At 60.0% G+C, this 12,317-nt stretch carries 13 protein-coding genes; 7 read left to right on the top strand and 6 right to left on the bottom strand.

The genetic code is table 11. From position 1 onward, the window contains the following. Nucleotides 1-155: 155 nt before the first annotated feature. Nucleotides 156-1,061 (top strand): LysR family transcriptional regulator, encoded by a 906-nt coding sequence (locus BSF44_RS13120; RefSeq protein WP_218194551.1) that lies wholly within the window; start codon nucleotides 156-158, stop codon nucleotides 1,059-1,061. A gap of 219 nt (nucleotides 1,062-1,280) precedes the next feature. Continuing rightward, nucleotides 1,281-1,457 (top strand): hypothetical protein, encoded by a 177-nt coding sequence (locus BSF44_RS30330; RefSeq protein ID WP_007978514.1) that lies wholly within the window; start codon nucleotides 1,281-1,283, stop codon nucleotides 1,455-1,457. Nucleotides 1,458-1,466: 9 nt separating this feature from the next. Here BSF44_RS30330 and BSF44_RS13115 read toward each other — a convergent pair whose 3' ends face one another. Beyond that, nucleotides 1,467-2,363, bottom strand: coding sequence for a helix-turn-helix domain-containing protein (locus BSF44_RS13115; protein ID WP_095943864.1), 897 nt, complete (start codon nucleotides 2,361-2,363; stop codon nucleotides 1,467-1,469). Nucleotides 2,364-2,553: 190 nt separating this feature from the next. Here BSF44_RS13115 and pobA point away from each other — a divergent pair, with 190 nt between their 5' ends. Both pobA and BSF44_RS13105 read left to right on the top strand, forming a co-directional pair. After that, a complete protein-coding gene (gene pobA, locus BSF44_RS13110; RefSeq protein WP_172435345.1) occupies nucleotides 2,554-3,738 on the top strand; it encodes a 4-hydroxybenzoate 3-monooxygenase in 1,185 nt (394 codons plus the stop codon). Between the two features lie 78 nt (nucleotides 3,739-3,816). Continuing rightward, entirely contained in the window at nucleotides 3,817-5,334 is a 1,518-nt protein-coding gene (locus BSF44_RS13105; protein WP_095943862.1) for an MDR family MFS transporter, read from the top strand. Nucleotides 5,335-5,457: 123 nt separating this feature from the next. Here BSF44_RS13105 and BSF44_RS13100 read toward each other — a convergent pair whose 3' ends face one another. The 4 genes from BSF44_RS13100 to BSF44_RS13085 form a co-directional block, all read right to left on the bottom strand. After that, nucleotides 5,458-6,306, bottom strand: a complete 849-nt coding sequence (locus tag BSF44_RS13100) for a cache domain-containing protein (protein ID WP_095943861.1) — start codon at nucleotides 6,304-6,306, stop codon at nucleotides 5,458-5,460. Between the two features lie 89 nt (nucleotides 6,307-6,395). Further along, the gene (locus tag BSF44_RS13095; RefSeq protein ID WP_095943860.1) at nucleotides 6,396-7,268 is read right to left on the bottom strand and encodes an ATPase; all 873 of its coding nucleotides are present in this window, start codon (nucleotides 7,266-7,268) and stop codon (nucleotides 6,396-6,398) included. 116 nt (nucleotides 7,269-7,384) lie between these two features. Then, complete coding sequence (locus BSF44_RS13090; protein WP_095943859.1) at nucleotides 7,385-8,377, bottom strand: NAD(P)-dependent oxidoreductase; 993 nt, start codon at nucleotides 8,375-8,377, stop codon at nucleotides 7,385-7,387. A 54-nt stretch (nucleotides 8,378-8,431) separates the two neighbouring features. Next, nucleotides 8,432-9,325, bottom strand: a complete 894-nt coding sequence (locus BSF44_RS13085) for a LysR family transcriptional regulator ArgP (protein WP_056726114.1) — start codon at nucleotides 9,323-9,325, stop codon at nucleotides 8,432-8,434. A gap of 96 nt (nucleotides 9,326-9,421) precedes the next feature. Between BSF44_RS13085 and BSF44_RS13080 the strand changes: the two genes are divergently transcribed. The 3 genes from BSF44_RS13080 to BSF44_RS13070 all read left to right on the top strand — a co-directional run bounded on the left by BSF44_RS13080 (nucleotide 9,422) and on the right by BSF44_RS13070 (nucleotide 11,193). Further along, a complete protein-coding gene (locus BSF44_RS13080; RefSeq protein ID WP_095943858.1) occupies nucleotides 9,422-9,823 on the top strand; it encodes an ACT domain-containing protein in 402 nt (133 codons plus the stop codon). Nucleotides 9,824-9,829: 6 nt separating this feature from the next. Further along, the gene (locus BSF44_RS13075) at nucleotides 9,830-10,432 is read left to right on the top strand and encodes a LysE/ArgO family amino acid transporter (RefSeq protein ID WP_095943857.1); all 603 of its coding nucleotides are present in this window, start codon (nucleotides 9,830-9,832) and stop codon (nucleotides 10,430-10,432) included. A gap of 164 nt (nucleotides 10,433-10,596) precedes the next feature. Next, the gene (locus BSF44_RS13070) at nucleotides 10,597-11,193 is read left to right on the top strand and encodes a superoxide dismutase (RefSeq protein ID WP_008022038.1); all 597 of its coding nucleotides are present in this window, start codon (nucleotides 10,597-10,599) and stop codon (nucleotides 11,191-11,193) included. A 176-nt stretch (nucleotides 11,194-11,369) separates the two neighbouring features. Here BSF44_RS13070 and BSF44_RS13065 read toward each other — a convergent pair whose 3' ends face one another. Further along, a complete protein-coding gene (locus tag BSF44_RS13065; RefSeq protein WP_095943856.1) occupies nucleotides 11,370-11,633 on the bottom strand; it encodes a DUF6124 family protein in 264 nt (87 codons plus the stop codon). Between the last annotated feature and the right edge of the window lie 684 nt (nucleotides 11,634-12,317).

Here is a 12,317-nt window from a genome sequence, read left to right as displayed (position 1 = left end):
GGTCGTTAACGATAACGCGGGTTACCGGTTAAACGTGGCGTCTTCGAATCCATCGCGAGCAAGCTCGCTCCTACAGTGGAACAGAGCTTAGTTGCCTGACTCAGTACAAAAAATGCGATGCTTGAACATAGTTTGTTTCTGAAAGCGGGCAAATCATGGATCGTCTTCAAGCAATGCGTGTGTTCGTCACGGTGGTCGACCTCGGCAGTCAGTCGGCCGCCGCCGATCATCTGGAGCTGTCGCGGCCGGTGGTGTCGCGGTATCTGGCGGAACTGGAAGACTGGGTCGGCGCGCGCCTGATGCATCGCACCACGCGCAAGTTGAGCCTGACCGCCGCCGGCAACGAGATCCTGCCCCGCTGTCGGCAGATGCTCGATTTGTCCACCGACATGCAAGCCGCCGTCAGCGAACCGGATGACGCACCGCGCGGTTTGCTGCGGATCAGCGTCAGCACTTCGTTCGGTCAGGCACAACTGGCCGATGCCATGGCCGCCTACGTCAAGCGTTACCCCGGTGTCAGCATCGATATGCAGATGCTCGACCGCACCGTGAACCTGGTGGATGAGCGCATCGACCTGGCGATCCGCACCAGCAACGACCTGGACCCGAACCTGATCGCCCGCCGCCTGACGGTTTGCCGCTCGGTGATCTGCGCCTCCCCCGCTTACCTGCGTGAGCACCCTGCGCCGCTACGGGTCGAGGACCTGAGCCTGCACAATTGCCTGACCCATTCCTACTTCGGCAAAAGCCTGTGGCACTTCGAGCAGGACGGCGAGCAGGTTTCTGTACCGGTGCAGGGCAACATCAGCGCCAACGAGGCCAGTACGCTGCTGCGCGCAACGATCGCCGGTGCCGGGGTGGCGATGCTGCCCACGTATCAGGCTGGCGTGCATATCCACAGCGGCGAGTTGATTCGCCTGCTGCCGACGGCCGAACCCCGACAAATGAACGTGTATGCGGTGTATGCCTCGCGCAAGCACATGCCGGCGGCGCTGCGCAGCTTGCTGGATTTTCTGGTGGTGAGGTTTCCGGAGGAACCGGCGTGGGATGTGGGCCTGTAACCCGATTAAAACTGTAGGAGCGAGCCTGCTCGCGATAGCGTTGGATCAGTCAACATCTTCGTCAATGAACGATTGCTATCGCGAGCAGGCTCGCTCCTACATGGGTTCATCAGCGTTTTGAATACCGCGTCAATTGCCGTACCCGCTTTGCTGGTAACTCACCCGCGCTGACCTATGCTCAAAGTAATACCGAAAGGTATTCGTTCAGAGGTCAACGCCATGAACATCAGAACAAGAAGATACCTCGCGATTTTCATCACCTGTGCGGTCACGCTCGGGCTTTATGGCGCTGCGGCCTGGCGCGTCGAGCAACTGCGCAACCTGCCCCGCGAAGCCGCGAGCTGCAACTTCGAACGCTGCATCCCCCATAACGCCACCCTCAACGCCCTCCGGTAACGAAGGGGGTCAGGCTTCATTGCCCTGATCGGCCTTCAGGCGGTCGCGGAACGCCTTGGGCGAAATTCCCACACGACGCCGGAACAGGCGCGTGAAGTTGGTCGGATCGGAAAACCCCAAAACGTCGGACATTTCATAAATGGTCATGCTGGTGTAGGTCAGCAAACGCTTGGCCTCCAGCAATTGCCGTTCGTGCATGATCTGCAACGCCGGTTGCCCCGCCAGCTCACGGCAGGTGCCGTTGAGGTGGGACACGGAAATCCCCAGCCGGTGCGCCAGATCCTCGACCTTGACGTGCTGGCGATAGGTCTCTTCCACCAACTGAATAAACCCGTTGAGGTATTCCCGGGCCCGCTGCGGTCGCGCCATGGCGGTGCGACGCTGGATCACCTGGCGGCTGACCCACACCACGATCACACTGACCAGCGAATGCATGAGCATTTCCCGCGCCGGTTGGTGGCTGGTGTATTCGTTCTGCAAGGCGCTGAACAAGCTGTTGAGGTACTCGGCGTCCTTGCCTGCCGGGTAGCTTTCGGACTGAGCCAAGGCATTGACCGATTGCCCCAACTGCATCTGCAGGTGGGCGATCAGCGGCGCGGCCAGGGTCACGACAAACCCTTCCACGTCCTCGGAAAAGCGAAAGCCGTGCACCGACAGCGGTGGCAGGATCTGGATGGCCGGTTCCACCAGTTGCGTTCGCTTGCCTTCGATTTCAAGCTCGGCCTGACCTTTGAATACGAAGAGCAACTGGCACAAATCAGCGTGGCGGTGGGGTTTGATTTCCCAATGATGTTCGCGACTGCGTTTGGAAATGGTTTCACAGTGCAGCAAGTCCGGGGTCGGCCAATCCAGGCTTTCACCGTAGAGCTTGAACACTGGAATCGAAGGCAGGTCAGGCTTGTTCATCACTTCAATCCAGGCCTCGGAGTAGATGACGGGCGATAATCGCACCGATTGGCAGAATGTACAGCTATCGGCTCAGTTTTCACCTTCAATTGACAGACCCGCAAGGGAAAAATGCAAGCACTCGATCCATAAAAATCATTCACCGGCCCTGGCCACGTGAAGCTTGCGAGTCATAAAAACAATGAAAACGCTGAAAACTCAAGTTGCCATTATCGGTGCTGGCCCTTCTGGCTTGTTGCTTGGCCAATTGCTGCACAACGCCGGCATCGACACCCTCATTCTCGAACGTCAGACCCCGGACTATGTACTCGGCCGAATCCGCGCCGGCGTGCTTGAGCAAGGCATGGTAGAGCTGTTGCGTCAGGCTGGCGTGAGTCAGCGCATGGACGCAGAAGGCCTGGTCCACGACGGCTTCGAACTGGCCCTCGACGGACGCCAGGTACACATCGATCTGCAAGCGTTAACCGGCGGCAAGACGGTGATGATCTATGGCCAGACCGAGGTCACCCGTGACCTGATGGCCGCTCGTCGGGAGGCCGGCGCGCAGACGATTTATCAAGCCGACAACGTCGTTCCCCACGGCATGAAAACCGACGAAGCGTTTGTCACTTTTGAGAAAGACGGCGAACGGTATCGTCTCGATTGCGACTACATCGCCGGTTGCGACGGCTTCCATGGAGTGGCGCGACAATCGATTCCCGCCGACAGCCTGAAAGTCTTCGAACGGATCTATCCCTTCGGCTGGCTCGGGATCCTGGCCGATACCCCGCCGGTCCACGAAGAGCTGGTCTACGCCCGCCACGAGCGCGGTTTTGCCCTGTGCAGCATGCGCTCACCGACACGCACTCGTTACTACCTGCAAGTGCCCACCAGCGATCATGTGGATAACTGGTCGGATCAACGCTTCTGGGACGAGCTCAAATCGCGACTGCCACAACAGTTGGCGGACAAACTGGTAACGGGTCCGTCCATCGAAAAAAGCATCGCGCCGCTGCGCAGCTTCGTCGTCGAACCCATGCAGTACGGGCGGATGTTCCTGGTCGGTGATGCCGCACACATTGTCCCCCCCACCGGCGCCAAGGGCCTGAACCTGGCGGCCAGTGACGTCAGTACGCTGTTCAACATCCTGCTCAAGGTTTACCGCGAAGATCGCCTTGATCTGCTGGAGAAATACTCGGAAATCTGCCTGCGCCGCGTGTGGAAGGCCGAACGGTTTTCCTGGTGGATGACCTCGATGCTGCACCGTTTCGACGACCACGATGCCTTTAGCCAGCGCATTGCCGAGTCGGAGCTGGAGTATTTTGTCGGCTCCGAAGCGGGTCGCAAAACCATTGCAGAAAACTACGTCGGGCTTCCCTACGAGGCTATCGAATAGCTTGCTATCGACTTACACTGGCGAGCATCCCCGCTCGCCTTGCAACTTGCGGGTCAATCACTGCCCGCAGGTTTTCCCGTGACCAATCTCCACCAGCCTGAAACGCCCAAACCGGCCATTCGCAGCGTGCTGATCGCCCTGATGCTGGCGATCTTTCTCGGAGCGCTGGACCAGACCATCGTCGCCGTTTCGATGCCGGCCATTTCCGCGCAATTCAAGGACGTCAGCCTTCTGGCCTGGGTGATTTCCGGCTACATGGTGGCCATGACCGTGGCGGTGCCGATCTACGGAAAACTGGGCGATTTGTACGGGCGGCGCAAGCTGATGCTGTTCGGCATGGGCCTGTTCACCCTGGCGTCGGTGTTCTGCGGCATGGCCCAGAGCATGGAGCAACTGGTGCTGGCGCGGATCCTCCAGGGCATCGGGGCCGGCGGGATGATTTCGGTGAGCCAGGCGATCATCGGTGACATCATACCGCCACGGGAGCGCGGTCGTTATCAGGGCTATTTCAGCAGCATGTACGCCGTGGCCAGCGTAGCCGGCCCGGTGCTTGGCGGCTACATGACCGAATACCTGTCCTGGCGCTGGGTGTTCCTGATCAATCTGCCACTAGGCCTGGGTGCCTGGCTGGTGGCCCATCGCACGCTGGTGGGGCTGCCGATTCCGCAACGCAAACCGATCATCGATTACCTGGGCACCGTGCTGATGATCATCGGGCTGACCGCATTGTTGCTGGGCATCACCCAGGTCGGCCAGGGCCATTCGTGGCGCAGCGCCGAAGTGTTGGCGCTGCTGGCTTGTGCGGTGCTGGTACTGGGGCTGCTCGTCGTGCATGAGCGGCGGGCGCGGGAGCCGTTGTTGCCCATGCATCTGTTCGCCAACCGCAACGCGATCCTGTGCTGGTGCACGATTTTCTTCACCAGTTTCCAGGCCATCTCGCTGATCGTATTGATGCCGCTGCGTTTCCAGAGCGTCACCGGCGCCGGTGCCGACAGCGCCGCCCTGCACCTGCTGCCCCTGGCCATGGGCTTGCCGATCGGCGCGTATTTCGCCGGCCGTCGCACCTCGGTGACCGGGCGCTACAAACCGATGATCCTTGCCGGTGCGGCGCTGATGCCTGTCTCGATTATCGGCATGGCGTTCAGCCCGCCGCAGGCGTTTCTCGTGAGCAGTCTGTTCATGCTGCTCTGCGGGATTGCCTCCGGCATGCAGTTCCCGACGTCATTGGTCGGCACGCAGAACTCGGTAGAACAGCGGGACATCGGCGTCGCCACCAGCACCACCAATCTGTTCCGTTCGCTGGGTGGAGCTGTCGGCGTGGCATTGATGTCGGCGCTGTTGTTGGCGTTGTTGCAGGATTCGAGTTTCGCGCACCTGGCCGGTTCGTCGCTGATTGCCGAAGGCAGTTCGGGGAATGTGCTGCTGGACGGTTTGAATGCCGCGCCAGGTAATACGCAGAACGCCTTGCGTGCCGAGTTGTTGTTGACGTTCCGGCACTTGCTGACGGTCAGCGCTGCCGTTTCATTGCTGGGGCTGGTGGCGGCGATCGCCATGCCGAACATGCTGTTGCGTGGGCGTGAGGACAAGGTTCGGTAGCCAGACCGAGTCGCCCGCCTTCGCGAGCAGGCTCGCTCCCACAGATGACCGCGTACTTATGGACAACCCGGTCTAATGTGGGAGCGAGCCTGCTCGCGAAGGCGGTCTAACAGTCACTACCATTCAAGGGCTGTAATACCCGACCGCCACCAGAAAATGCCCGACCTTCTTCAGGTAGGCATGTTTGTTCTCGACCTTGCCGGTCACCGGGTTTTTCCAGCGGTATTCATATTCGCCGTTATCCTGCTGGGCCATCAATGCCAGAATCGGCTCGCCCACCGGTTTGCCTTCCGGGTCCACGATCTTGCTGAAGTCGGTATTGATCAACCGCAGGTTGGTGCCGTGGGCCACGTAACGCCGGGTGTCCAGGTCGACGACAAACACATACAGGTCATCCTGCAGGTAGCCGCCCTTGAGGGAATTGATCGCCGTCAGGGTACCCTTTTCGTCCTTGGCCAGATCGGTCGCGGCTTTGTTCAGCAAGGCCATGGCCTGTTCGGCGGAAGCCCGTGGCAAGTAATAACCGACCGCCAGAATCCGCTGGCCGATGCGCTGGTAGTAGACGTGCTTGCGCTCGACCTTGCCGTCGTTCCAGTTCTGCCAGCGATATTCCGCCTGCTGAATGCCATTGCCTTCCGGTACCTTCAGGGCGTCCTTGAAGGTTTTCTGCAAATCCGGCCCGAGCACTTGCGATACGTCCCGGCCAATCAGCGCCGACGACGGCCCGCCACTGGCAAGCATCAAGCCCTTGGTATCGAGCACGAAGACATAACGGTCCTTGTCGACAAACTCACCCTGGCGACTGAACGCCGCCAGGGCCTGGTCGCCATTCTGGTGGTAGTAGGCCAGGGCTTTTTCCAGCAGGGCAATGGCCGCCTTGCTGTCGTCCTTTTCCGTCCCGGAGGCTTGCGCCTGGCCCAGGCACAACAAAAACATGCCGCACAGCAAGGTGAACCTGTACACAAACCCCATTGCGCATCCCTCGTTCCTGATGGTGTTTCAGGAGCGTAGACGGCAATGGGGGGATGTATGGATCCTTTTGATGTTCCTGTAGCGGTCAATTACTGCCGGGCGCGAAGTTGCTGCTGAAGGTTCTGGATCTGCGCCTGGAGGGTATTGATGTTACGGGTGACCTGGCTGCGGAAGGCATCGAACTCGGCGGTGTTGGCCGAACCCTGCGCGACTGCCGGACGGTTGTCCTGCACGCTCTTGAGCACGATCATGTCTTGCTCGAGACGTTCGATCGCTGCGCTCGGGTTGCCTTGTTTCTTCAGTGCGACAATATCGGCACCCAGGCTTTTCAACTGTGCATCGAGTTTTTCCGAGTCCGACGGGGCGCTTTTCAGGGCGGCCAATTCAGCGCTCAAGGCTTTGACCTGGGCCTGCAACTGCGTATTGGCCGCCTGATGTTCGGTGTCCTGGGCAGTCAATTGCGCCAGGCGTTTGTCCAGTTCGGTGGTTTGCGCGGTCATTTGCGCCAGTCGCTTGTCCAGGTCCGAGGCCTGGCCGGCAACACCCTGCTGCCGGGCATTCTGGTCCTGGAGCTTGCCTTCCAGCTGGCGGATCTGCAGCTTCAAGGCCTCGCTGTCGGTGTTGACACTGGTCTGGCCGGCGACAACCTTGCCGGAAATATCCTGCAGGCGCCCTGCCGCTTCCTCACTGATTCGCGCGAAGCTTTCCTGGGTCGCCACCAGTTGCTGTTCCATCAGGGATATCTGCTGAAAGCTCCACCAGGCCAGGCCCGCGAAGGCAAAGAACAACGCCCCGACCAGCGCCCACAAGGCACCGGTGCTCACCGCCTTGACCTTCACCACCGGCGCCGTGCGCGAGTGCACGACCGTGCGGGCGGTGGGCGCAAAGTCGTCATCGAGAACGTCTGCACGCAAGCTCGGCACATCATCAAAGTCGTCGTTGGCATCGTTTCGCATGGACATTGAATCAACCTTAGTGAATCACATAATGGCTTTATGCCGCGCAGTATAAACCCCACAGCCGCAACCATTGACCCCCAAGGCCGAATCCGGTTCAGTCAGGGGACGTTGTTCCAGCGTCAGCGAACAGCCTGGGCTTTCCACCAGCCACAGAATTCATCGAGCGCCGTCCAGAGGCTGACCTTGGGATCGTAATCCAGATAATGCCGCGCGCGGCTGATGTCCAGGGTGAAATTTTTGTTCATGACCTGCATGCCCAGGCGTGACAACGTCGGTTCGGGACGCCCCGGCCACACCTTACACACGCCTTCATTGAGCGCCGCCACGCTATAGGCCAAGCCGTAGGAACGGTAGCGGGTGACCTGTGGGACTTCCATGTTACGCATGACGTAATTGACCACGTCCCACAGGGGTATCGGCGTGCCATTGCTGATGTTGTAGGCCTTGCCCAACGCAGAACCGCTGGCCAGCAAGCTACTGAGCAATGCCTCGTTGAGGTTTTGCACGCTGGTGAAGTCAACTTTGTTCAGACCGTTGCCGATGATTGCCAGGCGTCCCTTGCGTTGCATGTTCAACAGGCGCGGGAAGATGCTCATGTCGCCGGCTCCGGTGACGAAACGCGGGCGCAAGGCCAGGGTTTCGAGACCGAACTCCTGGGCACCGAAGACTTTTTGCTCGGCCAGGTACTTGGTGGCGGCGTAAGGATGTTTGAAGCGCTTGGGCACCTGTTCTTCGGTCAGGCCCAAGTGATCGCGACCATCGAAGTAGATCGACGGCGACGACAAATGCACCAGCCGCCGAACCCGTTGCTTCAAGCAGGCTTCGACCACGTTTTCGGTGACCTGGACGTTACCCTGATGGAAGTCCTGATAACGCCCCCACAAACCGACAGCACCGGCGCAATGCACCACGGACTCGACGTCCGAGCACAGCTCGCGCGCCAGTTCCGGATCGCTCAAGTCACCCTGGATGAACTCCGCACCGCGGCGTACCAGATGCTCCACACTCTCGGCCCGGCGACCGTTGACCCGCACGTCCAGGCCCTGCTCCAGGGCAAAACGCGCAAAGCGCCCGCCGATGAAGCCGCTTGCGCCGGTAACCAGAATCTTCATGAATTGCTCCGAATATTTCGTTTTGCGTATTACGTGAGGTCTTGACGCTGCGCGTCAGTCCAAGGGCACCAGCCATTGCTTCGATGCGCTGACCAATTGATCGGTGAGCAGCCCCAGCAACTGACCGCCATTACGCCAATGATGCCAGTACAGCGGCACATCGATCGGCTTATCTGGCAGCAGCTCCTGCAATACGCCCCTTTCCAGTTGCTCGCGCACCTGCAGCTCCGGGACCAGACCCCAGCCCAGCCCGGCTTCCGTCAGACGAATGAACCCTTCGGAGGACGGGCATAAATGGTGTTCGAATCCACCCTCGACGCCGAGGGATGCAAGGTAGCGATGCTGCAGGAAGTCGTCCGGACCAAACACCAGCGCCGGGGTCCGGGCCAACTGATCGGCGCGTACGCCCTGCGGAAAATGCCGGGCAATAAAAGCGGGGCTGGCCAGCGCACGGTAACGCATGGCCCCCAGCAACACGCTGCGCGCGCCAGCCACAGGGCGCTCGCTGGCACAGACACAGGCCGCCACCTCACCGGCGCGCATGCGCTTGAGGCCGACGGTCTGGTCTTCGACCACCAGATCCATCAACAGATGTTGCTCGGCGCAAAACTCGCCCACCGCCTGCGCCCACCATGTGGCCAGGCTGTCGGCGTTCAGGGCGATCCGCAGGCGTTCCGGCAGGCCCTCTTCATCCAGCGCCGGCACCAGGCTTTGCAGATCCCGTTCAAGCAAACGCACCTGCTGCACGTGGTTGAGCAACCGCCGGCCGATTTCCGTCGGCGTTGGCGGTGTGGCCCGCACCAGCACCGGCTGGCCAACCCGCGCCTCCAGCAGCTTGATGCGTTGGGAAATCGCCGATTGCGACAAGCCCAGCACTTGGGCCGCCCGCTCAAAACCGGCCTGTTCGACCACAGCGGCCAAGGCAGAAAGCAATTTATAGTCGAACATCAGTTTTCCTAATGAGCGATCAGAAAGATTGGTTTTTCTTATACAGCTTTCACAAGGACAATGACCAGCAAGAACTCTTGAACAAGGATCACCCATATGGCTGGCGAAACTTCATTGGCAACGCTGCTGCGCAGCATGAGCCCGCAACTCAACGCCGGCGAATACGTGTTCTGCACCCTGCGAGACGGCAAGTTGCCCAGGGATCTGGAGATTGTCGGCAGCTTCCGTGAACAGGAAGGCCTGACCGTGATCCTCGAACGTTCCCACGCCGAAAAAGCCGGATTCAGCTTCGACTACATCGCCGCCTGGATCACCCTGAACGTACATTCGGCCCTCGAAGCGGTCGGCCTGACCGCCGCGTTCGCCACGGCACTGGGCAAGGCCGGAATCAGCTGCAACGTGATTGCCGGCTACTACCACGACCATTTGTTCGTCGGCCAGGCCGACGCCGACCGAGCCCTGCAAGTGCTGCGGGATCTGGCAGCCAACGCGGAGTAAAAAATCATGTGGCAAAGTTATGTGAACGGCCTGCTTGTGGCCTTCGGCCTGATCATGGCGATCGGCACTCAGAATGCGTTTGTCCTGGCGCAAAGCCTGCGGCGTGAACATCACCTGCCGGTGGCGGCGCTCTGCGTGGCCTGCGATGCCCTGTTGGTGGCCGCCGGGGTGTTTGGCCTGGCGACCGTGCTGGCGCAGAACCCGACGCTGCTGGCCATCGCCCGCTGGGGCGGCGCAGCGTTCCTGTTGTGGTACGGCAGCCAGGCGCTGCGCCGGGCTTTTTCCAGGCAGAGCCTTGAGCAGGGCGAAGGCCAGACCGTACGCTCGCTACGGGCGGTCATGCTCAGCGCGCTGGCGGTGACCTTGCTCAACCCGCACGTCTATCTGGACACCGTTTTGCTGATCGGCTCTCTGGGCGCCCAACAAACCGAGCCCGGCGCCTATGTCGTAGGTGCGGCCAGCGCCTCGCTGCTGTGGTTTTTCACCCTGGCACTCGGCGCAGCATGGCTGGCACCTTGGCTCGCTCGCCCCAGCACCTGGCGAATTCTCGATCTGTTGGTGGCGGTGATGATGTTTGCCGTAGCGCTGCAATTGATCGCGGCCATCTGATTGGCGGAACCTCTATTCCACACAGTTGTTGCGTGGTTATGCCGCCCCCCCGGTGCTATGATCCGACTCCCTGCGCCGCAAAGAGTACAAACTCCCCGGCGCTTGTCTGGCCGCCCGTGATCGGCCTTGCGCTCACCGCAACTGACCTGATTAGGAGAATCATCATGGCTTTCGAATTGCCGCCACTGCCGTACGCACACGATGCCCTGCAGCCGCACATCTCCAAGGAAACCCTGGAGTTCCACCACGACAAGCACCACAACACCTACGTCGTGAACCTGAACAACCTGGTGCCAGGCACCGAGTTCGAAGGCAAGACCCTGGAAGAAATCGTCAAGACTTCCTCGGGCGGTATCTTCAACAACGCCGCTCAGGTCTGGAACCACACTTTCTACTGGAACTGCCTGGCGCCAAACGCTGGCGGTCAACCAACCGGCGCTCTGGCTGAAGCCATCAACGCAGCTTTCGGTTCGTTCGACAAGTTCAAGGAAGAGTTCAGCAAGACTTCCATCGGCACCTTCGGTTCCGGTTGGGGCTGGCTGGTGAAGAAGGCTGACGGTTCCCTGGCCCTGGCCAGCACCATCGGCGCCGGCAACCCGCTGACCAACGGCGACACCCCGCTGCTGACCTGCGACGTCTGGGAACACGCTTACTACATCGACTACCGCAACCTGCGTCCGAAGTACGTCGAAGCGTTCTGGAACCTGGTCAACTGGAAATTCGTGGCTGAGCAGTTCGAAGGCAAAACCTTCACCGCTTAAGCTCGATGCCAGACAAAAAACCCGGCTTTTTAGCCGGGTTTTTTATTGCCCGGGATTTTCAGCGTTCGGCAGAGCCCCATCGCGAGCAGGCTCGCTCCCACATTGGATCGGTCTACACCGGACTACTGTGGGAGCGAGCTTGCTCGCGATGAACGATGACGCGGTCAGCCTGCCAGCTACCGTGGATCGACGTTATCCAACGCGCGATTCACCGCCAACTCCGCCAACATGACAATCTGCGAAATGGCCAGCGCCGTGTTGCGCTGGGGGCCAGTCAGGCAGGTGGCGAAATCACTCGCCATGACATTGGCTGAAGCCAGTGATTCACAGGCATGGGCAAGCAGGCTTTCAGTGTCCATGTCGGGGACGATCATGAACATGGTGCGAGGGCTGTAGGGTTTGGTGGTGGTGTAGGGCGGATCAGGGATTAACTTATCCAAAACATGCTCCTTATCGATTGGAGCCATCTCTCGCCGTTTCTCACGCGAGCGAAGAGGTGGCAGCTATGTGCGGAGTGAGAAACCGGCAAGAGAGCAATCCGGCCAGACCGAGGTCTGCCCGCACACAGCCGCCATAAAGCATTGCTGGCAGCGGATAAGCTGGCGGCAATTATGGTGGTACTGGCGCTGGATTAACACTCTCTTGCGGGTTCTCACACCCGATCGCTGAAGCATTTCAGCGATCACCAAAGGTTATTCAGCCCGCTTCCGACGGACAACCTGAAAACTGCGTGGGAAACTTCTGGCGCTTTCCTACACCGCGCCATCCCATGTGGGAGCGAGCCTGCTCGCGAAAAACGCCAGGACAACGCGGGCATTCAGGCAGCACGCGTTATCGTTGACGTCCATCGCGAGCAGGCTCGCTCCTACAGGGCCGGGCGCTTGTTAAAAGGGACTCGCCGTAAGGGCGAAACCATAAGCCGCCACCCCCTTGCCCCACCGCCACAGACGGCTAACATCAAACAGAAGGAAAATATCTCCACCCCGCCCCTCAAGTTGAAGGACTCGACAACCGACACAGTACGAATAGGCTAACTCGCCAGGACACCTGCAAATCGGCCAAGCTGCAGGCAAAATCCCACAAGGATGATTGTCCCTTTGACTGCCATCACGGGATTGCCAATA

The sequence above is a fragment of the Pseudomonas sp. ACN8 genome, assembly GCF_002303925.1.
Classification (GTDB): Bacteria; Pseudomonadota; Gammaproteobacteria; order Pseudomonadales; family Pseudomonadaceae; genus Aquipseudomonas.
Note: the sequence above shows the minus strand (reverse complement) of the source record. Positions and strands in the feature narration are given on the sequence as shown.